Origin of the sequence: Acetobacterium sp. (assembly GCF_036508315.1) — a bacterium.
Lineage (GTDB): Bacteria > Bacillota > Clostridia > Eubacteriales > Eubacteriaceae > Acetobacterium.
This window is the reverse complement of sequence record NZ_DATCHP010000014.1, coordinates 1-22,896: the sequence shown is the minus strand read 5'-3', so window position 1 is coordinate 22,896 and position 22,896 is coordinate 1. Positions and strand designations below refer to the sequence as shown.

Below are 22,896 nucleotides of genomic sequence, written 5' to 3'. Positions count from 1 at the left end.
CTTTACGTTATTTAACTAAGGAAAGTGTGTCTCTTGCAATCATTAATTCTTCATTGGTTGGAATAACCATAACCGTTGTTTTAGAATTTTTATCTGAAATGATCATGGCTTCTCCACGCTTGCTGTTTGCAACAGGATCTAAGGAGATACCCAGGTAGGTTAAACCATCGCAGATAATCTGACGAGAGGTTATGGAGTTTTCACCCAAACCTGCGGTAAAGATAATACCATCGACACCGTCCATGGCTGCAACATAAGCACCAATGGTGATACGAACACGGTAGTAGAAAATATCAAGGGCTAATTGGGCACGTTTGTTGCCGCCATTAGCAGCTTCTTCAACGTCCCGGAAATCTGAACTAACCCCTGAAACCCCCAGGATACCTGACTTTTTGTTCATGATGGTATCCATTTCTTCAACGCCATAGCCTTTGTTAACTAAAAAAGGAACAATGGCTGGATCGATATCGCCGCATCGTGTACCCATTACTAAACCTGCAAGTGGCGTTAATCCCATGGAAGTATCAATGGCTTTGCCATTCTTGATGGCACAAAGGCTGGCACCGTTTCCCAAATGACAGGAAATAAGCTTTAAGCCATTAATGTCTTTACCCATTACATCTCCGGCAGCAAGACTTACAAATTTATGGGATGTTCCATGAAAACCGTATTTTCTGACATGATGTTTTTCATATATTTCGTAAGGAAGTGCATACATATAGGCTTCAGGTGGTAATGATTGATGAAAAGCCGTATCAAAAACAGCAACCTGTGGAACCTTTGGCAATAATTCCTGACACGCGCGAATACCAATAAGATTTGCGGGATTATGAAGTGGTCCCATTTCATTACATAGTTCCGTTTTTTCAATGACATCAGCATCAATAATAATAGAATCAGAATAGTATTCTCCGGCATGGAGAACTCTGTGTCCAATTGCTGAAATTTCTTCCAGGGATTTAAGCACCCCATGACTAGGATCAACCAAAGCCGCCATTAAAATATTTAAGGCTTCTTTATGTGTTTCCATGGGTTCTTCGAATTTTACTTTTTCCTGACCAGGAGCTTCATGTGTCAATACTGCCCCTTCATTGCCGATTCTTTCTGCTAAACCTTTTGCCAAAACTTCCTCAGTGGACATATCAAGTAGCTGATATTTGAGTGAAGAACTACCGCAGTTAATAACAAGTACATTCATTAATAATTACTCTCCTTTAATTTTTGATTGATTACATTTCATAACTTCTATATAATACCAGTAATATGATAAAATTTCTATTATTTTTTATAGATTTACAGGAATATCTCTGGAAATTGATATTTTTTTGTCATTTAAGTTTAAAAGGGCGGGTATTATGAAGATTCTTGGAATTATAACTGAATACAATCCTTTTCACAAAGGACATGCCTGGCAGCTTGAAACGACAAAAAAAATCTGCGAAGCTGATGGTGTCATGATTTTGATGAGTGGAAGTATCACCCAGCGCGGGGATTTTGCCATTATCAATAAGTGGGAGCGGACCCAACTGGCTTTAGCCTCCGGGGTGGACCTGGTTTGTGAGCTTCCATTTGGCTATGCCTGTCAGAGTGCCGAGGCTTTTGCCCGAGGCGGGGTTAAAATCTTAAATGCCACCGGGGTCTGTGATTTTCTTTCTTTCGGCTCAGAACTCGGTGAGTTGGAACCCTTAAAATCGCTGGCCGCAATTTTAGCCAAGGAGCCTCCTGAGTTTAAGCGTCTCCTAACGATTGCCCTGGGAACCGGTGTTTCTTTCCCAAAAGCCAGGGAACAGGCGATTCGATCACTTTTAGGTCAAAAGACCAGCACCTTACTCGCCACACCCAATAATATTTTGGCCATTGAATATCTTAAAACACTGATTATCGCCAATAGTACCATCACTCCTATCACTGTTAAACGTCAGGGTGCCGGTTATCACAGTCTTGACTCTAAAGACTACCTCAGTGCCACAGGAATCCGAAAAATACTTTTAGAATCTTTAAAAAATAATCATTTGGACTCAAATTCGAAGCTAACTCTGGAAGATAATCTTCCTTATTCTATAGAGGCCCTTTTAACATCCATGGAAAATGTTCATTCCCAGGGAGATGAGCGTTTCCTTAATGCACTCAGAGTGGTTATTCTTTCACGGAATGTTGGGCACCTGAAAAACACCCCTTATGTCACTGAGGGTTTAGAGCATAAAATAAGGGATGCTTTAAAAACAGAAAAAACCCTGGATGCCCTGGTGGATACCATTATTTCCAAACGCATTCCCAAAACCCGGGTTCGACGAATTTTATGCAACCGAATTTTAGAGCTGGATAAAAATGTTCTATTAAGTTTCCAATCCCCATCTTTTACGCCCTATCTCCGTGTGTTGGGCTTTAATCCCAAAGGCCAGGCTATCCTTCGGAAAATAAAAAAACAAGGTGAAATCCCTATCCTTACGAATCTGAGCCGGGGTGAACGTCTTCTCTCACCTTCCCAGCGGGAAATGCTTTATTATGATATCCGTGCCACGGATTTACATAATCTCTTTTACGAAAAAGACTATATGTATCACAAAGATTATACCAAAAGCCCGATCCTTTTCTAAAAAGCAACATTCAGAATCTATTTCACTCTTAAAGGAGAAAACCATGCCAAACGACAAAAATAATAAAACTGAACTCCCTAGAAACCCGGAACTCACTCCTCCCTGCGGTCCTGTGAAAGGGCAGTATCGCAAAGGGATTTCAAGCTATAAAGGCATTCCCTATGCCATGCCGCCTTTAAGGGAACGTCGATTTAAAGCTCCCGAGCCCATGCCTCCCTGGGAGTATCTCCGGGACTGCCTGAAACCAGGACACACCGCCCTGCAAATGGGCGGGATTTTAGTCGATAGCCCGGGAACTTATCAAATGGAAGGGAAAAGCGAAGATTGTCTTTTCTTAAATGTATGGACCCCAGCCACCAATCCGGAAGAACGTTATCCGGTGTATGTTTTCATCCATGGTGGTGCCTTTGCCACAGGATCCGGTACCGAAATGATGTACGATGGCACTCGAATGGCCCAGGAAGGTGTGGTGGTGGTCACCATCAACTACCGTCTGGGTGCCCTGGGATTTCTTGCCACCCATGGTCTTTATGAAGAGGCCGGCACCACTGGAAACTATGGGTTATTGGATCAGATCCAGGCTCTTCGCTGGGTTCAGGAAAACATTGAAGCCTTTGGCGGTGACCCTGAACAGGTCACTTTAGGCGGAGAATCAGCAGGAGCTTTTAGCGTCACAGGGCTGATGCTTTCTCCCCTGGCCAAAGGACTTTTTCATCAGGCCATTGTGGAAAGCGGCTCTATTTTCTCAATTGCAAGCTTTGCTCCCCATAATCGGGGTGATTTAGAAAAGTCCATGACCAATGGCCAGTTGCTTTGTGAAACATTTGGAACCAGGGATACCACCGAGGATTTATATAAGCTAAGACGGATTCCAGGGGATGTTCTGGCTGCAGTATCCATGGTCAAATCCGACCAATCTGTTACACCAAAGGCCTTTTGCTTTTGGCCAGTCTATGATGGGGTGGTGCTTCCCAAAGATCCTGTTAAGGCCCTTGCCCAGGCTGAGATTAATCCTGTAAAGCTTCTTTTGGGTTATAACACCAATGAATCGTCATTATTTATTAAGGGGCACACGAACCTCGGAATTTACAAAATGCTGTGTATTGAGATTTTTGGTCCTGAAAAAGCCACAGCTGTCATGGAACATTTTCCGGTGGACGACGATCACACGCCTTTGGAACGGATGCTGGAAATCTATACCCATTCGGCTTTTGTCGTTGGCATGGTCATGATGGCAAAAAAATATGCCTCCCTTGGTGAAGATGTGTTTTTTTATAATTTTGATTACGATCCTGCCATTCTGAAAATAGTGGGTTTAAACACGGCCCATGCCATGGAGCTTCCCTTTATTTTTGGAAATGGGATTGGCCAGCATCGTGCCACTAAAATCAGCAATCTTTCCTGGATTATGCAAAGTTCCTGGGTAAATTTTATTAAAACAGGCAATCCCAATTTCAAAGAGGAATACAAAGGTCAGGTGCTATGGCCAAAATTCGACCCAGAAAAAAAGGACATCATGGTGTTTGATACCCATTTGTCCAATAAAGCTTTGCCTTATCAAGAGGATTTGGCGTTTTTAGAAAAGATCATGTTCGGTAATGAGGAATCAGTTTAATATTTTAAATCTCACGAAGTGCCCGTTTTTTCTGGGTTCATTGTCATTCTTGAGTTCGGACATTCTTTGGATGTTCAACCCAGGGTTCATCAATGGATGCTCAGCATCAGCGGACACTTTACCAGCTTTTTGAAGTAGCCCCTTTTTTTCACTTGCTTTCAACATACCATCGAGGTTCTTCATAATAAAGGCAGACTTCTTTATTTAAAATACAACACACATAGCGTATTCCCTGTCCCCCGACTTTCCTCGAAACCCCTGGCCGGGCATCTAAAACCTTGTCAATTTCAAACACCCGGCCATCCTCCCAAAGAACCTGGAGCGGTATGATACGCCCATCTTCTTCAAATCTGGCAATGACCTGTACATATTTTTTCTTGTATTCTATTTTCATGACTCACCTCTAAAAATATCCCAATGGATGGATGATATTATCTTTTTTGGGATCCAGAGAACTCATGGAATCTCCCATGGTAACTGCCCTTCGTACCGAATGATTGCCATATCTTTTTCGAATCCCATCAATGGTTGTATCTAAACGCCCCAAACGTACCCGGTCTTCTTCAAAACCAAATAAATCAAGTTGAATGGGAACGCTATCCGGAACTAAATCCGATGCCCGAACACCCATAGACCGTATGGGGGAACTGAAGTCATAGTTTTTAGTGAATAACTCAATGGCGGCTTCGGCAATTTCATTGGTCAGATCCGAAGGTTTTGTTAATTTTGCCTGTCGTGTAAAGCTGATTAACTCTTTGGTTCGTATATGAATGGCCACTGTCTGACAAAAACAGCATGCTTCTCGTAATCGCATTGCCACACTTTCGGTCAGCATATAAATAACCAGTTTAACATCCTTTATATTTTCAATATCCCGTGGGGTGGTGGTGCTGTTTCCGATACTTTTTATGATACGTTCATTGCCGTTATAATTTTCATCAAACCATTTAACCGGACTATCATCGAGTCCATTGGCGAAATGCCATAAAACAACCCCCATTTTCCCCAATTGGCATTTGAGAAAATCCAGGGATGCTTTTGCAAGATCCCCAATGGTGAAAATACCAAATTTCATGAGTTTTTTCCTGGTTGATCTTCCAACATACAGCAGTTCACCGGCATCTCTTTTCCAGACAATACTCTGATAGTTTTCCCTGGTGATGACCGTAATAGCATCCGGTTTTTTGTAATCCGATCCAAATTTGGCAAATATTTTGTTCCAGGACACCCCAATGGATACCGTTAAGCCCAGTTCTGATTGAATCGACCAGCTGATTTTTCCGGCAATTTCTTCCCCTGTTCCGTATCTGTGAATACTTCCTGTCACATCGATCCAGGCTTCGTCCAATCCAAACGGTTCCACCAAATCTGAGTACCGATAGTAGATCTTTCGTGCCATCTTTGCAAATTTAAGATAACGTTCAAAATTCGGTTCAATTATAATTAAATTAGGGCATTTTACCCTGGCTTCCCACAAAGCCTCACCGGTTTTAACCTGGGCTTCTTTTGCCAACTGGTTTTTAGCTAAAATGATCCCATGCCGATTTTCGGGATTTCCCCCCACTGCCACCGGCAAACCTTGAAGTTCCGGATGATATAAACATTCAACATTTGCATAAAAGCTATTCATGTCGCTGTGCAAAATAACACGATCCATTTTCTCCATCTTCTTTAACAACATATGGCCTCTTTCGTCTACCCATGAATGATACTTTTCTCAATATTACACCCATTAGTTATCATTTGTCAATATAATAAAATGAATTTTATCATTTATGATTATTTTGCATTGAATTTTCGTCATGAATACCTTATAATAAAGGCAGAGGTGAAATACGATGATTAACGAACAAATCAGAGCATTAAAAAAGCAGTCCAAAATGACTGCTGCTCAATTATCTGAAAAATCCGGGGTGCCTTTACCAACCGTTCATAAAGTTCTTTCCGGTGAAACCAAAAATCCAAAATACGAAACATTAAAAGCAGTTGTTGAGGCTTTCGATTATAGTATTCAATTTGAACCATTACAGGATGGGGAAAAACCTTTTTTTTCTGAAAAGGAATTCGGCATCATCGGTTTATTTCGTCAATTATCATCTGATGGTAAAGCATTCTTTCAGAAAGATATTAAAAATTTAATCGATTATGAAATTCATTTCAAAATAAAAGAAAATCATCTGAAAATAAGGGAGCTCCCCCTTTATTTATTGCCGGCATCTGCCGGCATCGGAAGTTTTCTTGATTCCCATCAATATGAATTCACTCCCTTTTCTGCAGAGCTTATTCCCACAGAAGCAAAATTTGCCATCCGAGTCACCGGTGACAGCATGGAACCGGCTTATTATGACAATGACATTGTTTTTATCCAACCGGCATCTCTATTAGAAGAAGGCGATGTGGGAATTATTGTAATCAATGATGAAGGTTATATTAAGCAATATCGGGATCATCAGTTTATTTCATTTAATCCCAAATACAAACCAATTTTACCAGGGGCATATGACAATGTTCGTATCGCGGGAAAAGTCCTGTCAAAATATGAAAAAAGAAAAGGAGAATAAAAAATGGCAAAAATGTCAAACATTATGGTTTTAAAACAGAATGAGCAACCTACTATATCCATTCGTACCAAAACAAGTGTGGATCAGTTGCCCCAGTTAATTGGTGAAAGTTATGGAAAAATGAGCATCTATCTTAATGAACTCAATGAAACTTTATCTGATGTTCCTTTTGTAGCTTACCATAATATGGATATGCAGAATTTGGATGTTGAAATCGGTTTTCCTGTGGCTAATCTCCTTCCCGGCAAAGGTGATATTAAAGCCGGATCAATTCCCGCCGGCCTTATAGTTTTTTCCATGAATCGAGGTCCTTACAGTAAAACGGAACCACTTTACAGAGAAATGGCCAAGTGGATTGAAAAAAATGGTTTCGAAGCTATTGGAACGGCTTATGAATATTATTACAACGATACCTCCTTTCTTGAAACTGAGTTATTGACTAAGATTGTTATGCCGGTAAAAAAAAGAATTTAAATTTACAAATTCTGTAGCGAACTTGTTTTCGACGATTGTTACCACCAGTCTGGTTGATTCAAGTTTTCAAGCCTTGCTGTGTAAGGTTTCTACTCTATTTCACCGTGGACTTCCTTATCCTTAATGATTTTTATTTTATTTTTATCATCGAGAATAAGCACCTTGGGTTTAAACTCAAGGGCTTCTTTTCTGTCCATCATGGCATAGGAGATAATAATGACTTTGTCCCCTATCTGGACCAGTCTGGCAGCGGCTCCATTAACGCAAATGACGCCGCTCCCTCTTTCCCCTTCAATGGTATAAGTTTCGAATCTTTCTCCGTTATTGACATTAACGACCTGAACCCTTTCCCCAGGGAGTATGTCCGATTTTTCCAATAATTCAACATCAATGGTGATGCTCCCCACATAGTTTATATCCGCTTCTGTAATGGTTCCTCGATGAAGTTTTGATTTAAAGAGTGTTATATACATTTAATCCCCGCCTACTATTTATTCTAGAATAATATTATCAATCAATCGTGTATTTCCAAAACGCACTGCTACTGCTGCCAAAGCCGGTGCATCAATTTTTTCAATTCCTGCAAGAGTCTCATAATCGAGTATGTCCACATAATCAATATCCGCCAGAGGCATGGTATTGATTTCATTGGCTATGACAGTCTTTAAGGTTGCAACATCATTTTCCCCGGAAATCCAGAGATCTTTGGCAATATTCAAGGCTCTGCTTAAGACAGGAGCTTGTTCTCTTTCTTCCGTTTTTAATCCAACGTTTCTGGAACTCAGTGCAAGTCCGTCAGCCTCCCGAATAATCGGGCAGGTCACGATTGCCACCTGCATATGAAGGCCCCGAATCATTTTTTTAATAACCGCAACCTGCTGGGCATCTTTTTGCCCAAAGTATGCCTTGTCAGGACTGACAATATTTAAAAGAATGTTCACAACGGTGGTCACCCCTTTAAAATGTGTGGGTCTTGAACTGCCACAAAGTTTTTTTGTAATTGGGCCTTCGACCTCAACAATCGTAGCGGAACCGACTGGATATATTTCCTTTGCATCCGGTAAAAACAGGATATCCGCTCCGGCAGCCTCAGCAAGTCCTGCATCCTTCTCAAAATCCCTTGGATAGGATTCAAAATCCTCTCCCGGACCAAACTGGGTGGGATTAACAAAAATACTAACCACCACAATGTCATTTTCTGTTTTAGCTCTTTTAATCAGAGAAAGATGCCCTTCATGAAGATAGCCCATGGTGGGTGCAAAGCCGATGGTTTTATTTTCACCAAAGACTTTGATTTCGTTTCTTAGTTCGTCAACGGTTTTTGCTGTTTTCATAAGTTACTTCGTGAGCTCTGCAATAATTTTATCGTCAATGGTAAAAGTATGTTTTTCTTCAGGGAATTTCAAATCCTTGACTTCGCTTATGTAATTCTCAATGGCAACTTGGATGGTTTCATTAAGAGCCGCATAACGCTTGGAAAATTTAGGGGACTGTCCTGAGTACATACCTAAGAGGTCATGGATCACAAGAACCTGTCCGTCACAGTATCTCCCTGCGCCGATACCAATGGTAGGAATTGAAATCTTTTCAGTGATTAATTTCGCGAGCTTTTCAGGAATTCCTTCAAGAACGATTGCGAATGCTCCTGCCTTTTCAAGGGCTACAGCGTCGTCAATCACACTCACTGCCTGGGCCTTATCTTTTCCCTGTACCTTGAAACCTCCAAAGACATTGACAGACTGGGGTGTGAGACCGATATGGCCCATTACCGGTATTTGGGCTTTAACAATGGCTTTGACTTTGTCTGCCATATCCACTCCCCCTTCAAGCTTTACTGCATGGGCTTTCCCTTCCTGAATCAGTCTTCCCGCATTTCTCACGGCTTCCTCTTCACTGATGTGATAGGATAGAAAAGGCATATCGCCAACAATTAAGGCATTTTCTGTGCCTCTGGCAACCGCTTTGCAGTGGTATACCATGTCGTCCATGGTAACCTCAAGGGTTGACTCGTAACCCTGAACCACCATTCCAAGCGAATCTCCCACAAGGATGGCGTCAATTCCCGATCCATCGACAATTTTTGCCATGGAATAATCGTAGGCCGTCAGCATGGTTATTTTTTCATTGTCTGCCTTGGCCTTTAAAAAAGAGCTCACTGTAAATTTACTTTTCATTTTTTTCGCCTTTCAAAACTATATTCATTAATTTTTGATATTTTACTGAATCAATTCTCTTATCCTTGATCATGTTTAAAGTAGCAATTCCCATGGTTTGATAAAAGCTAAGCATTTCGGGCATGGTATTCTCAATAGCATCCATATGCTTGGAAATTGTGTTTTCATCCCCTCGAACAATGGGACCGGTGAGGGCATTGACAGTGCCCATTTTTTGAACATTGCTCAGGGTAGCCGTTATCAGTGGCAGAAATGCATTGGAGATTTCATCTTGATCTATTCCTGATTTTTTTAACATCTCAAATCCTGAATCGATTAAAGTCACCATGTAATTTGAGAGGACACATGCCGCGGCGTGGTACAAAATTTTACTGTCCTTGTTAATGATAAAAAATTGATTGTTTGTTATTTTAAGAATCTTTTGAATTTCATCTTTACCGTTGGTGTTTCCTTCCAACGTAAATTTGGTCACCTCAAGGTCTTTGACAGGGGTTGTGACTTCCGAAAAAGTCATAATTGGATGAAGAGAGCAAACACCACACCCCAATTTTTCCATAGGCTCAAAGATATCCGATGAAAGAGCCCCACTGGTATGAACGAGTATATGATTTTTGTTTAAGTAGGGTGACTCTTGAAGAATATTAACGACAACATCAATCGCATCATCCCCGGTGGTGATGAAAATGATCTCACTTGCTTTAAGCAGTGAATCCAGGTCTTCAAAAAAAGATGAGCCGGTGAGTTTGGCTGAGCGTAGTGAAGAGCTGCTGCTTTTGCTGTAGTACCCTGATACCGATAAACCCTTTTGACTAAAATAGTTTCCCAGAGAAGTACCGACTTTTCCGGCACCGATTAATCCAATTTTCATATTACTCATCCTTAATAATCAGTTTTTGTTAATTAATTTCTTTTTCATATCTTTTAATTCACAAACAAAGATATTTTGACAAATAAAAAAGGACTTCTGCTTTGAATTGGACCTAAGCAAAAGACCTATTTATATTAAATAAATATGGTTTTGATTATTCAGTCTCTGTCCAAAGGATCAAAGCAGGTTTTTAGTTTTATTTTTTTATTTAAATTACAACAGTGCAGCTCGCTAAGATGCCGCCTTAAGAATACGATACAATACAATACAATAAATTGCAAGCAGTTTCGCAAATTGTTTAACAACAACCCTCGGTACCGGTTTTTTCACCACAATCGCAATTTGGTTCAGATCCAGTCATCCACCCTTTAATAATAGCTAATGCACAACCTACCCCTGGCTCTACTTGAATGGCATTAAAGGAACAATTTTTTGCACATGCACCACATTCCATACAACTGTCTTTGTCGATTATTATACTTTTACCATTTTTTAGCTCAAACACCTGATGAGGACAAACTTCAATACACCTTCCACAACCCGTGCATTGATCCAAATCAAGTTTTAAAGTAACCACATTTTTTAAATATTGATTCTTCATATTTCTCCTTTTAAACCGTTATAAAGCTGTTAACTAAAATCAGGATGATCCCAATGCCTATTGAGATAAAAATCCCAGGAACCGCTATTTTCATTTCCTTAAGAACCCCGGATAAGGATGTATAGGTTGATGATCCGGTAAAGTTCATTGCATAATAGGATGATATTGAAGGTAAAATCAATAAATACCCTAATGCTCTTACCCAACTATATGAAGGATCCTGTGGCCATCCGTTAAGCACATTCACACTCAATGCCCAAATGAAGCCTAAAAGCCATCCTTTCCATGCAAAAGATCTCCCTGGTATTAAAGGAAGCAGCAAAGGAGTTAAAACACAACCTATTATTATGGCACCTGCATAGGCATAAAAATCAACGACCCCAAAAGGTGTTACCGCAATAAGGTTCAACAAAAACAAACTACCAAAAATCATCAAAGATAACTTAAATGTTCCCACCAATTCAATTGGCGTTAAAACCAACCGGTTATAGGTATTAAAGCGAACCTTACGCATTTGATCAGTCGCTTTATTCCCAGAATGTATAAACGCTTTTATGTCCTTCGCCCTGACGGGTCCATAGGTTACTTTAAATCCGGTATTTTTCGAAACCTCATGAGCACTGATCCCCGGTGCTCCCAGTTGTGGAAGGATTAATCTTCGGTGGGATACAATCTCATAAAGTTTTGTTTTAGCAATTCGGGATATCAGTTCTTTTGTACCAAATGTCCCTTTACCGGCAGCACACCACACATTAATACCTTTTGTATCAAGGACCAAAATCCATGCATTTAAATCTGTAAGCTCTTTTCTTAATGCATCAAAGCTCAATTTATAGTTGGCGGTTACTAATACGGGCGAATCATTATCAGGAACGCCAATCGCATAGATGCCAGGATTTATTTTGTAGTTCATTCGATTAATGCTCAATCGGACTTTCCATGAACCTAATGTGTCACTAAAAATCAATTTTGGTGTAATTTGTGGTACGATTCCAGAAAATGTCTTTATATTACCAACAACCCAATGGTCATTTTTATCATAATTAGTCAATGGCACTGATGACGGTTTTGCACTGCCGCCACGACATCCAGATGTTCCTTCACTTGAATAAGCCAAAACATTTGCCTCGCAGCACCCTCCAATTTTTGTCTCTTTGTCTATTTCGTCTGTTTGCGATTCTTTATTACCTGAATCGCAGCAATTCTGATTACTCATTTGCCCACCTCCATGGTGCATTTCGAATTTTATAGCAGATTTTTTTTAAAATATTATGATAAAATTAAAAATAGTTGAAGCTTTACCAAACTCAATTAAAAAACATCAATGCAAAGGAGAAGAATATGTGTGGTCGTTATACGCTTTTTTCAGATACTGAGAATACTGAAATAAAAAAAATGGTTGAAGAGGTTAATCGAAAATACAACGTCCAAATTAAAAGAGGTGATATTTCCCCTTCCAATTTGGCACCGATTATAAGAGCGAATACCATGGACCTCTTGAAAGAGGATATCACGGCTTTAATAATGAAACAAACCTGTTAAAAGTTCTTTAAAATTAATGATCGTAATATTTTTTAACCCCTTATTGAGTGATTACCGCTTCATCCGGTTTATCTTTGCTTCTTTTTGGGGCGAATAAAACACACCTAATAACATTTACTGGCTATTTTAATTAGTATTCCTTTTAAGATCAGCAATTTCAATCTTTAAATCAGCTGATATTTCGTTCAATGAACTTAATTTTTCATTGATATCAATCATTGCCTTTTGATGCTCCTCAATGATTTTGAAAGATTTAACTGCCTGAGCTTCTACACTATTCATGCTTTCAACAATGCTGTCAAGTATATTTTCGATTTTTTTGGCTGAATCCACACTCATAACTGCTAATTTTCTAACTTCATCGGCAACCACATTAAACCCGAGTCCAAATTCTCCGGCACGTGTGGCTTCAATGGCTGCATTTAATCCTAAAAGATTTGTTTGAGTTGCAACATCTCGAATGAATTTTAATATTGAATCGGTTTCTTTAACCTTATTTTTTGAAATAGCAGAAGATTCTAAGAGTTCATTTGATGTTTTGATAAGAGAGTCTATTTGTGATACATTCAAATCGATAAGTTCATCAACAGAATAGTCCGATTGTTTTGCCATTTAATATTCCTCCAAAAATTTATTTAAATCGTTTTCAATAATAATTAATTTTATATATTTATTATTGTAACACACACGTGTTTGTTTATCACTCATAATATGTATTGTATCCAAATTGAAGCCGAAGAAAAAAAAACCGCTTGCTGAAAAACTGTTTTGACGAAATACCTACGTCCATTTCCTTAAAACAGTTTTCAGTTTTCTGTTCACTGAATTTATGTCAAAATCCGTGTTCTTAACATATATCTAAGGTTTAAGGAATACAATAACATTTTGGCAAGATCTTACATCATAATAGAAAGGCATTTTTTATCTAAAAGGATGAAAAAATGACATGGAACCATGCAAATCAATTCAACAGAGATATCTTTTTCCGAAAATCCGGAAATCAATGAGCATTTAAAAGAATTTGTTATCCAGCAGCAGGTATATCGAGCTGCCATTAAAGAAATTAAAACAAAATTTGAGATTCTCGATGAAGAATTCGAAGCCAAATACGACCATAATCCAATCAATCATATGGAATACCGATTAAAATCTCCCAAAAGCATTGTTGAAAAAATGCAAAAAAAGGGATTGGAAATCAACGTGGATTCCATTCGCAATAATTTAACGGATATCGCCGGAGTGCGAGTGATCTGCAATTATCTAGATGATATCAACCACATTACTAACCTCTTACTCCGACATGATGATATCACTCTGGTTCGCAAACATGATTACATTACCCATCCTAAAGAAAATGGGTACCGCAGTCTGCACCTGATCGTTCTGATTCCCATTTTTCTAGCGGAAAGAACAGAATCCGTTCCTGTGGAAATTCAAATTCGAACCATCGCCATGAATTTCTGGGCCACCCTTGAACATCAGCTTAAATACAAGGCGCATAACGAAATATCCCAGAACCTCCGGGATCGTCTTAAAAGCTGTGCGGAATCCATTACCCACCTGGATGATGAAATGCAGATGATTCACAAGGAAATTAAATCAGAGGCATGTCTGAACGTTGAATGCCCGGTTTAACCGTTTCCTCGTTTATGGCATCACCGGATTAAATACAAACTCAGTTTTTCCTTGAGGTGTTTATTTTTTATTTCTATGACGAAACCTAAATGGTTGAAACAATGACTGTTGGGCTTGCTGATTATCTTCTGAGAAGAATTAGTGATATTTCCTAAAGATTTATGTTAGTCCTGTCGATATTATAAACAAGGATATAAGAAAACTTTTATAATTGTGTTATGTATTGAGTAAGGAGGAAATCTGATGAGTACAAATCCAATTGATCTTAACAACGTCGTTGCCAAAGGTTACCAGTCAAAAGGTTTATCACCAATTGCTGTGGAAACAGAGGGTTCTAAAGAGGTTTCGGAAATTAAGGCATCACAACCACGGTTGGATACCATTGAGCTTGGAAATGCCAAACAAAATGATATCGGAGCCTACACAATTGACGGAAAAAAGCTGAGTGAAATCAAACAGGATTTTGCCAATCATAATGAAACATTTAAAAAAATGGTTCGAGTGATGATTGAGAAACAAGGTCATTCTGTGAATAAAATCATGAAAGCTTTGAGTGAAGGAAAAGAAGTTAACATTACTGTTACAGTCGATTCTGATACACAAAAAGCTGCTCAGGATGCCATTTCTGAAGATGGCTATTGGGGTGCAAATAAAACATCTGAAAGAATTCTGGATTTTGCAAAGACCTTATCCGGTGGCGATAAAACTAAAATTGAAAACCTTCGCAATGGCTTTCTGGAAGGTTTTGAAAAAGCAAAAGAAGCTTTTGGGGGAGAACTTCCTGAAATCTCTCAACAAACCTATGACAAGGTTATCGCAGGTTTTGATGCCTGGGAAAACGAATAGCATAATAAAAGCATCCTTTTCAGGATGCTTTTATTATGCTATTCCTTGTTTTCTTTTTCAATGAGCATTTCCTTAGGATACACAAGTTTCAGATGATGAAAAGACCAGGCTATGCGTCTGAATTCGAAAAGTCTTCTGCAAAATCGATAACGGTTATATTCAGAGATTTATGATCCGCCAATCTGATTTCAAATGGGGTCACTTTGAAGTCTCCATCCTGGAATACGCGTACATTTGGTCTCAGGCAGTAGCTCTCAAAGTTCTCAGTGACTATTCCAATTAAACCGTTACTGAGCTTAACGCACGTTCCAACAGGATAGGGTGCTATTTTTGTAATGAATACCTTAACAAGTTCCGGATCAAAAAATGTATAGGTAGCACCCATAATATATTCAATTGCTTCTGATGGAATGAGAGCCTTTCGATAAGGACGATCGGATGCTAATGCATCATAAACATCTGCAATTGAAATGATTCTCCCAAACAACGAGATATCTTCACCTTTAATATCATTTGGATACCCATCGCCTCTGAATTTTTCATGATGATCAAGAATACCCAATTGTGAAGACAGACTGCCACCAAATTCTTTTATTAAATAGTCATACCCTAATGAAGGATGTTTCTTCATCTGCTTGAACTCATCATCCGTAAGAGGACCTCTCTTGTTTAGTATATCTTTATCAATAAAGACTTTACCAATATCATGCAATAAAGCTCCAAAGCCCAAATTACATAACTCCGTTTTATCAAGGCCTAAAGCAGTTCCAAGAACAATAGATAAAACCGCAACATTTACGGAATGATAATAAGTGTAATCGTCAAAAACTTTTAAATCTACCATGTTGACCATCATGTTTTTATTTTTTAGAATCTCATCAACGATTGTCTCAATATGATTCTCCATATCAGTGAACTTCTCCTGCGAAACCGGAAGGTTCTTATCATTACAGATGAAGATATCTTTAAGGCCATTGACAGTCTGAGCCCTCACTCGATCATTTATTGTATTTACAATCGGAATATCTTTTGAGATATCATCTACTACGTAAATTCCATTATAGTTGAGTTTGCGGATGCTTAATATAAGATCAGCAGTGAGAACCGTGTTCCTGGCAAGTACCAGCTCTCCGCGTTCACCATAAAGACTATCTCCGCAAATCATTCCATTTCGCAGGCAAAATATTGGTACAAATCTCATGAGGCAATCCTCCCAATTAATTAATTCATAAAGTTGAAGTCATATATTTGATTAACTATTTTTAAAAATCATACGATGTTCAATTATACAGGTTCTTTTAATCATCATTAGTGGTTCTATTTAAAGTATAATGATATCGTTTACCCTGATTAATGTCAACAATATTTTGCAATCAGAATGTAACCATTCTGATTAATCAACTTTGAATTTATTTGATAATGCCATTAAACTCCTAAACAGAGAAAAGTCTGTATGATCAAATGCGATCATACAGACTTTTGTACTTTTCATTTCAATTATTTTTAGATTTATTTGTTTCCTGAAATCAGATTACTAAAGAAGTTTCCGAAGTCCTGGAAAAGACTTTGAAATTGATCAAAAAACCCTTGAGATCCCTGGCTTGCCTGGGCTAATTTTATAAATGTATCCGGATCAATATTTAATTCATTAAATCGATTAACTAAAGCTAAAATTTCTTCAATCTGCTGATCATCCAATACGGTATCATACTTCTTTGCCGTGTCAACAATCAGTTGGCGGATTTCATCATCTGACATGTTTTTTGTTTGAGCAAGTTCACCTTTAAGGCTGGTAATAATCTTAACACCATCATCCCCAACGGCATCCTTCAGTTCTCCTGTAACAACGACTTCATCAACAGCAGTGGATTTAGCTGCTTCATCTAATGTGGTTCCTGTTGCAGTTTCATAGGCTTTGTAAATTCCTGTTAAAGCTCCGGTACCTGAAACAGGAGTATAAGCTGCAACAATGACCTTGGCATTTGTAATGCCTGCAGTAACCAGTGCTGATTCATACATTTCATCGGTTACCCAGTCAATATTATTGGTTTTTAAATCAATGCCACCTGTGTCTTTTTCCTGAACATACACACTGGATAAAGCAACACTCCCGATTTTATCCAGAGAAACAAGTCCTTCTAAATATTGACGCTCATCGGCATTGGTTACCACAGTTTCTTCCACATCGCCTCGTTTGATGTTAAAGAATCCATAGACGGTTTTTAATTGTTCTTCAGTATTATCGGCACCGATGGCGACAGCTGCACTTTTTGAATCTGCCAATACAGGTGTTATCATGGTTGTCAGTAAAACAAGTGCTAATAAACTCATTAATAATTTCTTTTTCATTTTTCACCTCTTAAGATTCTGTATTTCGAACTTTTATTTAAGTTGAATGCTCATAAATAAAAAAAAGCACTTTTATAATAATATCAATTAAATCTAGTTTTTTGCTTAAATTTAAAAGATTTACCATTCCAGCCTACAGTAAAATCTATTTCACTTACAGTATCTTCTGCAGCAAATTCAAAATAAATCACTCTTGCCATTTAAGGCATCTCCTTTAATTTTATTTTTTATAATTCTTTGCTATATTATCGTCATGGCACTATTTAAATATAACGTCTCACTTTATTCATATATTTGATATACACTTCTCCAAATTCCTTAATACACCATCTTTCTTCTGAAAGAATAATCCAATGCGCTGAAATTTGAAAACATTAGAAAAAATTATAATATATACATGGATAAAAAAACAGCATTAAAACAGAACTCCTTCTGTTTTAATGCTGCTATATATCATACTCCATCAAATGCTATTGCGCTCTACTGCTAATGACTTTAAGTTGGCATGGAAACCAATTTGTTTTATTCCTAGTGACCTCCGCAGCATCCGCCGCCATCTTTATGATCACCGGATCCACCGCAAACATGTCTGACTTCCTGGTCAAGCTTTATCTTTTTCATGCTCCCGCACTTTGGACAAGCAATCTCATACCCATGTTTTCCACCTTCAGTACATGGTTCAACTTCCCAAGTTTCTCCACAATCTACACACTCAAATACTCTGTTTTTCATCTGAAAATGTCCTCCTCTAATTTCGATTGAATGACCCTCTACCAATGCCGTTGCTATTTTCTTGCGTGCAGCAATCAGGATTCTTTGAAAAGTGGTTCGAGACAATCCCATTTCCTTCCCACAAACTTCCTGATCATAACCGATCATGTCTTTCAGCCGGATTGCTTCCATTTCTTCAATTCCTAATATCATCACTGCATGATTCTCGTTTTTTTCTGATATGAATTTATGACAGACCGGATATTCACTTATTAGACCACAACAACGTTTTCTAGGCATGAGTCCTCCTTAATTGGGCATATGCTCATTTCAATAATATACTATTTAAATTACTATTGCAAGCTATTCTGAAAGAAATTTAAATTAATTATTGTCAATAATATTTGATATTGACAATATCATCAGAATATAACAAAAGGCACTTAATAAAAAGTGCCTTTTGTTGTGTTCTATCTCTATATAATTTTAAATACTCTTTCACAAAAATCGGTGTAATTTTCCATTATAATGGAATTAATCCTTTTTCTCGGTGTCACTATAGTTATTTGGCTTGTTTTCTGGAGCTACTGAAGATGATATTGTAACAGTTGTTGACTTCTTAGCGGCCTTTTTCTTCTTTGTTTCTTTTTTCCTTGGACTTTTATCTCCCATGATATTCCTCCTATCATTTATAGTTATAATTATAACCCTTTATGGCGTTTATGCCCAGTCTTTTTTATAAAGCATATACACGTTTAAGGATGATATACCCCTGCAAAACAGACTGATTAAATTATCGAAAAAAGCGCACATTCGTCACTTCTTTCGATATTAAATATTTATCTGGTTCAGTTAGAATTTTCTTTTCTCTTATTTTTAGAATAGTAGCGATCTCTTTCCTTTTTTCCCACATTATTCTTGGAAGCACCTGTTCCATTACCTCTTTTATGATTAGGTGATGATGTTTTGGGTGCTGAATTCCTTCGTGGCGGCACTACTAATTCAAGCGGCATTTCTACCAGCGGGAAAGGATGAACGGTAACAACAGGTACGGCTTTTGCTATTAGTTTTTGAATTTCCCGGAGCAGAGGCTTTTCTTCCTGATCGCAAAAAGAAATTGCAGTTCCGCCATGACCAGCTCGACCGGTACGACCGATTCTATGAACATAGGTTTCCGGCACTTCCGGTAAATTGAAATTAATAACATGGGATAATTCATCGACATCGATGCCACGGGCGGCAATATCTGTTGCAACTAATATTCTTGTTTTCTTTTCTTTAAAATTGTTTAAAGCTAACTGTCTTGCCTTCTGGGATTTATTTCCATGAATCGCCTGCGCTTTAAGTCCGGCTTTTTCTAAAGCTTTCACAATTTTATCGGCTCCATGCTTTGTTCTTGAAAATACTAATGCCGAAGCGATGGATTTATTTTTCAATAAATGAACCAATAAGTTTATCTTATTGCTTTTATTCACATGATAAATTGTTTGTTCTATGATTTCAACCGGTGATGATACCGGGGTTATTTCTATTTTTACCGGGTTTTTTAGTATAGATCCTGAAAGTTTTGCAATTTCAGTAGGCATAGTCGCTGAAAAAAACATGGTTTGTCTTACCGCTGGAATATGTTTAATGATCTTTTTCACGTCCTGAAACATTCCCATGTCAAGCATAAGATCTGATTCATCCAGCACAAAATACTTGATTTGATTCAAGTGAATATATTTTTGATTAATTAAATCAAGTAATCTACCCGGAGTTGCCACAAGAATATCAATTCCCCTAGCCAGTGAATTCGTCTGAGGACGTTGGGGTACTCCGCCAAAGATCATGAGGGTTCTGATATTTAAATGTTTACCATAAGCTTTAAAGCTATCTCCGATTTGAATCGCAAGCTCTCTGGTTGGAGCCAGTATCAATGCTTTTATCGGTCTTTTTTCCTTTAAGTTTTTTTGTTCAGATGAAAGCCCCTGTAAAATCGGTATGGCAAAAGCCGCCGTCTTTCCGGTACCTGTTTGCGCACACCCTAATAAATCCATTCCCTCAAGCAGTGGAGGAATGGCCTTTACCTGTATAGGGGTAGCTTTCGTGTATCCTTCAGTTTTTAAAGCCCTCTGAATGGGCTCAATAATATTTAAATTTTCAAATAACAATATGGATCTCCTTTTAATTTTATTTAATGTGATTGGTGCAGCATCCAGCGTTTAATTAGTAGTGTAATCGAATAGCAAAAATAAAGAACGCATGCAATGCGTTCTTTACAGATAAGACTATTGTGTCCGTTTATTTATCAAAAAATCCGCCTCGTTTTGTGGTTTTAAAAGCTTTATGCTTGTTAACTTTTCTTTGATTAGGTTTTTCATCATTGGCACCTTGTTGTGCACTTAGCTTTTTTTTCTCTTCAATTATTTTTTTCATTCCTTCAATATTCTTCGTTGACATAAATTTCACTCCCTTGTTTTTTCTCAGCGAATCATTCGGAACGATTACTATTGCTTGAAAATAATCATTAGAAACTAAAGATAATACTTTATAACTGATAAAAATGCCTAAATTATAACATTTAGGCATTTTTATCAGTTATTATTTTTCATATCAATAACCATATAGTGCTTATTAGTCTAAAAAGCCCATACATTCAATGCATTAAATCATCTAATTAAGTCAGCTGTCTGACTAATTAAGTATAACATGAAATACATTAAATATCAAGGAAACGGAAATCAAAATGTATGAATTCAAAGAATGTAGGCGATAACTTCAACTTATGTGATTCCGCCGTTTAAATACTTAATACCCTTATTTTATTTCAATCGAATGTTAAAGCATTGCCTGCAATTATGCAATTTGAATGGCGATCTCAATAATAAACTGATTTGGATCCCCCACCGCCAGATAATTAAGTAGTTCGTGTTCATATGAATTACCAATAATCTGCTCCTTATTCATTTTGATATAATCGATTAGCTTATTATAAGAATCCGTGATGGTTTCATAGGATCCTTTATGGGTGATGATTGCGTACTTACCCTTGGGCTTGATAAATATGTATTTACTGTCAACCCTTTCTGACAGCCGACTGCAATAATAATCCTCGATGAAGTGGTTTTCATTTAGATGTTCTTTAAGAATAATTGAGCTTAAGGGATACTCGTCTCCCAAATTATTGTCAGCCAGATAATCTAAAAGCAATCGAAGCTTATTAATGCGCTCATTGTCAAGACGATCAGTTGAATGGGATATGGGAACCGCAATAAGGTATTCTTCAATGCAGTCTTCGAACCACGGTGTCCCGCATTTTGTGCCAAGGGCTCGGTTTGTAAGGATTATCGTATTTTCCAACAGGGTTTGCATTCTCTGAATCTTTTTCTGTTCCTTTGCCAGCTGTTCTTTTTTGGATTTTAAGATCGCTAAAAATCGATCTGTATCCTGATGTTCAATATAATCTTTAATGTCTTTTAATGGAGTGCCACATTCTTTTAACACTGAAATAATGTCGAATGTGAATAATTGGTTTATGGAATAACAGCGATACCCATTCTCCCTGATCAGCTCCGGCTTTAAAATACCAATTTGGTCATAATGAAACAAAGTGTCTTTTTTCACGCCGCAAAGTTTGGCAAAATCCCCGGTACTGAAATATGTTTTGGTTTCTTCATTCATTTTTATTAATCTCCTATTGACTATTGGGTAACCCCATAGTTTATTATATTCATTGTAGCAGCTTTTACAAGGGGGATCCTATGAATAATTCAATTTCGCAACATTTTACATGGAAATCATTGCTTCGTTTTGCTTTTCCCACAACTATTTTGATGATTTTTATGTCTTTGTATACCATGGTTGACGGTTTTTTTGTGGCCCGCTTTGTTGGTTCCGATGCCTTATCAGCAATCAATATTGTCTATCCCCTCATTGGAGTGACTATCGGAATGGGCGTCATGCTCGGCACCGGTGGAAGTGCACTGATCAGCAATCTCCTGGGGCAAGGGAAACATCGGGATGCCGTACAGAATTTCACTCGGATTTCCATATTTGCTTTATTGCTGGGGCTTGTGTTTTCCGGCATTTCCCTGCTATTTATTGACCCCATCATGGTATTCCTGGGTGCAAGCGAACGCTTACTGCCATACTGCAGAGACTTCCTGTCCGTCTTGTTGCCTTTTTTGCCTGCAGCACTTTTACAGGTGATGTTCGGCACTTTATTTGTTACCGCAGGAAAGCCAAAAATCGGACTATGTTTGATACTGATTTCAGGACTGCTCAATGGTTTTTTAGATTATGCCTTTATCGTCGTGTTGAATATGGGAATTTCAGGGGCTGCATGGGCAACGGCTACAGGCTATTTAATTACCCCTTTTTTCGCTTTATTTTATTTTGCAAAGCCCAGAACCAATTTGTATTTTGTAAAACATACTGTTGATCTTAACGTGATCTTTAAAAGTTGTATTAATGGTTCTTCTGAAATGGTCAGCAATCTTGCCGGCAGCATGATCGCATGGCTGATGAATTTAACGATGATGCATTTTGCCGGAGAAAGCGGAGTTGCTGCGGTAACGGTTGTTTTATACACTCAGTTTATATTCACCTCAATTTTTCTCGGCTTTTCAAACGGTGTGGCTCCAATCATCAGCTACAACCATGGCAGTAAAAATGTAAAACAGCTTCAAAGCATTTTTAAAATATGTATGCAGACCATCGTTGTTTTTTCTATCCTGATGATTGTATTGGCTTTTTTGATGGCGGGACCGGTTGTTTCTATATTTTTACCTAAAGGTTCAGAGTCTTACCTTATCACTTATCATGGTTATTTGCTGTTTTCAATCAGTTACTTATTTGCAGGGATCAATATTTTCACTTCTTCCCTTTTCACCGCACTTTCAAATGGAAAAGCTTCCGCTCAGATATCCTTTGCCAGAACCT

At 38.1% G+C, this 22,896-nt stretch carries 25 protein-coding genes and 1 pseudogene; 8 read left to right on the top strand and 18 right to left on the bottom strand.

Going from position 1 to position 22,896, the window contains the following annotated elements:
* Positions 1-7 precede the first annotated feature (7 nt).
* Positions 8-1,198: an acetate kinase gene (locus VIK44_RS01945; RefSeq protein WP_331552164.1), complete on the bottom strand. Its 1,191-nt coding sequence runs from the start codon at positions 1,196-1,198 to the stop codon at positions 8-10.
* A gap of 157 nt (positions 1,199-1,355) precedes the next feature.
* Here VIK44_RS01945 and VIK44_RS01940 point away from each other — a divergent pair, with 157 nt between their 5' ends.
* On the top strand, positions 1,356-2,597 hold the full coding sequence (locus VIK44_RS01940) for a nucleotidyltransferase (protein ID WP_331552162.1): 1,242 nt from the start codon (positions 1,356-1,358) through the stop codon (positions 2,595-2,597).
* Positions 2,598-2,640: 43 nt separating this feature from the next.
* A complete protein-coding gene (locus tag VIK44_RS01935; RefSeq protein ID WP_331552161.1) occupies positions 2,641-4,212 on the top strand; it encodes a carboxylesterase/lipase family protein in 1,572 nt (523 codons plus the stop codon).
* A 148-nt stretch (positions 4,213-4,360) separates the two neighbouring features.
* Here the strand turns inward: VIK44_RS01935 and VIK44_RS01930 are convergent, their stop codons facing one another.
* Together VIK44_RS01930 and VIK44_RS01925 are read right to left on the bottom strand one after the other, a co-directional pair.
* Positions 4,361-4,606 (bottom strand): hypothetical protein, encoded by a 246-nt coding sequence (locus VIK44_RS01930; RefSeq protein ID WP_331552160.1) that lies wholly within the window; start codon positions 4,604-4,606, stop codon positions 4,361-4,363.
* A gap of 9 nt (positions 4,607-4,615) precedes the next feature.
* Entirely contained in the window at positions 4,616-5,893 is a 1,278-nt protein-coding gene (locus tag VIK44_RS01925; RefSeq protein ID WP_331552159.1) for a DNA polymerase thumb domain-containing protein, read from the bottom strand.
* Between the two features lie 157 nt (positions 5,894-6,050).
* On the opposite strand from VIK44_RS01925, the gene VIK44_RS01920 reads away from it, so the two are divergent.
* Both VIK44_RS01920 and VIK44_RS01915 read left to right on the top strand, forming a co-directional pair.
* Entirely contained in the window at positions 6,051-6,773 is a 723-nt protein-coding gene (locus tag VIK44_RS01920; protein WP_331552158.1) for an XRE family transcriptional regulator, read from the top strand.
* A 3-nt stretch (positions 6,774-6,776) separates the two neighbouring features.
* Positions 6,777-7,247 carry a GyrI-like domain-containing protein gene (locus VIK44_RS01915; RefSeq protein WP_331552157.1) on the top strand — a complete coding sequence of 157 codons (471 nt, stop codon included), beginning with the start codon at positions 6,777-6,779 and terminating at the stop codon, positions 7,245-7,247.
* Between the two features lie 89 nt (positions 7,248-7,336).
* Here VIK44_RS01915 and panD read toward each other — a convergent pair whose 3' ends face one another.
* The 6 genes from panD to hgcA form a co-directional block, all read right to left on the bottom strand.
* Positions 7,337-7,720 (bottom strand): aspartate 1-decarboxylase, encoded by a 384-nt coding sequence (gene panD, locus VIK44_RS01910; protein ID WP_331552156.1) that lies wholly within the window; start codon positions 7,718-7,720, stop codon positions 7,337-7,339.
* A gap of 18 nt (positions 7,721-7,738) precedes the next feature.
* Entirely contained in the window at positions 7,739-8,581 is an 843-nt protein-coding gene (panC, locus tag VIK44_RS01905; protein WP_331552155.1) for a pantoate--beta-alanine ligase, read from the bottom strand.
* A gap of 3 nt (positions 8,582-8,584) precedes the next feature.
* Positions 8,585-9,421, bottom strand: a complete 837-nt coding sequence (gene panB / locus VIK44_RS01900; RefSeq protein ID WP_331552154.1) for a 3-methyl-2-oxobutanoate hydroxymethyltransferase — start codon at positions 9,419-9,421, stop codon at positions 8,585-8,587.
* Positions 9,411-10,298: a Rossmann-like and DUF2520 domain-containing protein gene (locus tag VIK44_RS01895; RefSeq protein ID WP_414637041.1), complete on the bottom strand. Its 888-nt coding sequence runs from the start codon at positions 10,296-10,298 to the stop codon at positions 9,411-9,413. The genes panB and VIK44_RS01895 overlap by 11 nt, the downstream gene beginning before the upstream one ends.
* A 289-nt stretch (positions 10,299-10,587) precedes the next feature.
* A complete protein-coding gene (gene hgcB / locus VIK44_RS01890) occupies positions 10,588-10,890 on the bottom strand; it encodes a mercury methylation ferredoxin HgcB (RefSeq protein ID WP_331552152.1) in 303 nt (100 codons plus the stop codon).
* A 10-nt stretch (positions 10,891-10,900) separates the two neighbouring features.
* A complete protein-coding gene (hgcA, locus tag VIK44_RS01885) occupies positions 10,901-12,034 on the bottom strand; it encodes a mercury methylation corrinoid protein HgcA (protein ID WP_349256770.1) in 1,134 nt (377 codons plus the stop codon).
* 197 nt (positions 12,035-12,231) lie between these two features.
* On the opposite strand from hgcA, the gene VIK44_RS01880 reads away from it, so the two are divergent.
* Entirely contained in the window at positions 12,232-12,432 is a 201-nt protein-coding gene (locus VIK44_RS01880) for a hypothetical protein (protein ID WP_331552150.1), read from the top strand.
* 126 nt (positions 12,433-12,558) lie between these two features.
* Here VIK44_RS01880 and VIK44_RS01875 read toward each other — a convergent pair whose 3' ends face one another.
* A complete protein-coding gene (locus VIK44_RS01875) occupies positions 12,559-13,044 on the bottom strand; it encodes a methyl-accepting chemotaxis protein (protein ID WP_331552149.1) in 486 nt (161 codons plus the stop codon).
* A 342-nt stretch (positions 13,045-13,386) separates the two neighbouring features.
* On the opposite strand from VIK44_RS01875, the gene VIK44_RS01870 reads away from it, so the two are divergent.
* Together VIK44_RS01870 and VIK44_RS01865 are read left to right on the top strand one after the other, a co-directional pair.
* Positions 13,387-14,067, top strand: a complete 681-nt coding sequence (locus VIK44_RS01870) for a GTP pyrophosphokinase family protein (protein WP_331552148.1) — start codon at positions 13,387-13,389, stop codon at positions 14,065-14,067.
* A 243-nt stretch (positions 14,068-14,310) separates the two neighbouring features.
* On the top strand, positions 14,311-14,913 hold the full coding sequence (locus VIK44_RS01865; protein WP_331552147.1) for a hypothetical protein: 603 nt from the start codon (positions 14,311-14,313) through the stop codon (positions 14,911-14,913).
* 109 nt (positions 14,914-15,022) lie between these two features.
* On the opposite strand, the gene VIK44_RS01860 is transcribed toward VIK44_RS01865, so the two are convergent.
* The 8 genes and pseudogenes from VIK44_RS01860 to VIK44_RS01825 all read right to left on the bottom strand — a co-directional run bounded on the left by VIK44_RS01860 (position 15,023) and on the right by VIK44_RS01825 (position 21,636).
* Positions 15,023-16,114: an HD-GYP domain-containing protein gene (locus VIK44_RS01860; RefSeq protein ID WP_331552146.1), complete on the bottom strand. Its 1,092-nt coding sequence runs from the start codon at positions 16,112-16,114 to the stop codon at positions 15,023-15,025.
* A gap of 308 nt (positions 16,115-16,422) precedes the next feature.
* Complete coding sequence (locus tag VIK44_RS01855; RefSeq protein WP_331552145.1) at positions 16,423-17,262, bottom strand: DUF1002 domain-containing protein; 840 nt, start codon at positions 17,260-17,262, stop codon at positions 16,423-16,425.
* A gap of 263 nt (positions 17,263-17,525) precedes the next feature.
* Positions 17,526-17,633: pseudogene (locus tag VIK44_RS01850) on the bottom strand (phospholipid methyltransferase); the annotation flags it as partial.
* 157 nt (positions 17,634-17,790) lie between these two features.
* On the bottom strand, positions 17,791-18,273 hold the full coding sequence (locus VIK44_RS01845; RefSeq protein WP_331552144.1) for a DUF134 domain-containing protein: 483 nt from the start codon (positions 18,271-18,273) through the stop codon (positions 17,791-17,793).
* Positions 18,274-18,507: 234 nt separating this feature from the next.
* Positions 18,508-18,645: a hypothetical protein gene (locus tag VIK44_RS01840; RefSeq protein WP_331552143.1), complete on the bottom strand. Its 138-nt coding sequence runs from the start codon at positions 18,643-18,645 to the stop codon at positions 18,508-18,510.
* A gap of 176 nt (positions 18,646-18,821) precedes the next feature.
* Entirely contained in the window at positions 18,822-20,126 is a 1,305-nt protein-coding gene (locus VIK44_RS01835) for a DEAD/DEAH box helicase (protein ID WP_331552142.1), read from the bottom strand.
* A gap of 130 nt (positions 20,127-20,256) precedes the next feature.
* Positions 20,257-20,415, bottom strand: coding sequence for a hypothetical protein (locus VIK44_RS01830; RefSeq protein WP_331552141.1), 159 nt, complete (start codon positions 20,413-20,415; stop codon positions 20,257-20,259).
* A 396-nt stretch (positions 20,416-20,811) separates the two neighbouring features.
* A complete protein-coding gene (locus tag VIK44_RS01825) occupies positions 20,812-21,636 on the bottom strand; it encodes a MerR family transcriptional regulator (protein ID WP_331552139.1) in 825 nt (274 codons plus the stop codon).
* 80 nt (positions 21,637-21,716) lie between these two features.
* Here VIK44_RS01825 and VIK44_RS01820 point away from each other — a divergent pair.
* Positions 21,717-22,896, top strand: a 1,180-nt coding sequence (locus VIK44_RS01820; protein WP_331552138.1) for an MATE family efflux transporter, incomplete at its 3' end; no start/stop codon positions are given.

Bases quoted from the DNA above. Each gene is read 5' to 3' on its own strand.
- VIK44_RS01945 (WP_331552164.1), bottom strand. From the start codon at position 1,198: ATGAATGTACTTGTTATTAACTGCGGTAGTTCTTCACTCAAATATCAG.
- VIK44_RS01940 (WP_331552162.1), top strand. From the start codon at position 1,356: ATGAAGATTCTTGGAATTATAACTGAATACAATCCTTTTCACAAAGGA.
- VIK44_RS01935 (WP_331552161.1), top strand. From the start codon at position 2,641: ATGCCAAACGACAAAAATAATAAAACTGAACTCCCTAGAAACCCGGAA.
- VIK44_RS01930 (WP_331552160.1), bottom strand. From the start codon at position 4,606: ATGAAAATAGAATACAAGAAAAAATATGTACAGGTCATTGCCAGATTT.
- VIK44_RS01925 (WP_331552159.1), bottom strand. From the start codon at position 5,893: ATGTTGTTAAAGAAGATGGAGAAAATGGATCGTGTTATTTTGCACAGC.
- VIK44_RS01920 (WP_331552158.1), top strand. From the start codon at position 6,051: ATGATTAACGAACAAATCAGAGCATTAAAAAAGCAGTCCAAAATGACT.
- VIK44_RS01915 (WP_331552157.1), top strand. From the start codon at position 6,777: ATGGCAAAAATGTCAAACATTATGGTTTTAAAACAGAATGAGCAACCT.
- panD (WP_331552156.1), bottom strand. From the start codon at position 7,720: ATGTATATAACACTCTTTAAATCAAAACTTCATCGAGGAACCATTACA.
- panC (WP_331552155.1), bottom strand. From the start codon at position 8,581: ATGAAAACAGCAAAAACCGTTGACGAACTAAGAAACGAAATCAAAGTC.
- panB (WP_331552154.1), bottom strand. From the start codon at position 9,421: ATGAAAAGTAAATTTACAGTGAGCTCTTTTTTAAAGGCCAAGGCAGAC.
- VIK44_RS01895 (WP_414637041.1), bottom strand. From the start codon at position 10,298: ATGAGTAATATGAAAATTGGATTAATCGGTGCCGGAAAAGTCGGTACT.
- hgcB (WP_331552152.1), bottom strand. From the start codon at position 10,890: ATGAAGAATCAATATTTAAAAAATGTGGTTACTTTAAAACTTGATTTG.
- VIK44_RS01880 (WP_331552150.1), top strand. From the start codon at position 12,232: ATGTGTGGTCGTTATACGCTTTTTTCAGATACTGAGAATACTGAAATA.
- VIK44_RS01875 (WP_331552149.1), bottom strand. From the start codon at position 13,044: ATGGCAAAACAATCGGACTATTCTGTTGATGAACTTATCGATTTGAAT.
- VIK44_RS01870 (WP_331552148.1), top strand. From the start codon at position 13,387: ATGCAAATCAATTCAACAGAGATATCTTTTTCCGAAAATCCGGAAATC.
- VIK44_RS01865 (WP_331552147.1), top strand. From the start codon at position 14,311: ATGAGTACAAATCCAATTGATCTTAACAACGTCGTTGCCAAAGGTTAC.
- VIK44_RS01860 (WP_331552146.1), bottom strand. From the start codon at position 16,114: ATGAGATTTGTACCAATATTTTGCCTGCGAAATGGAATGATTTGCGGA.
- VIK44_RS01855 (WP_331552145.1), bottom strand. From the start codon at position 17,262: ATGAAAAAGAAATTATTAATGAGTTTATTAGCACTTGTTTTACTGACA.
- VIK44_RS01845 (WP_331552144.1), bottom strand. From the start codon at position 18,273: ATGCCTAGAAAACGTTGTTGTGGTCTAATAAGTGAATATCCGGTCTGT.
- VIK44_RS01840 (WP_331552143.1), bottom strand. From the start codon at position 18,645: ATGGGAGATAAAAGTCCAAGGAAAAAAGAAACAAAGAAGAAAAAGGCC.
- VIK44_RS01830 (WP_331552141.1), bottom strand. From the start codon at position 20,415: ATGTCAACGAAGAATATTGAAGGAATGAAAAAAATAATTGAAGAGAAA.
- VIK44_RS01825 (WP_331552139.1), bottom strand. From the start codon at position 21,636: ATGAATGAAGAAACCAAAACATATTTCAGTACCGGGGATTTTGCCAAA.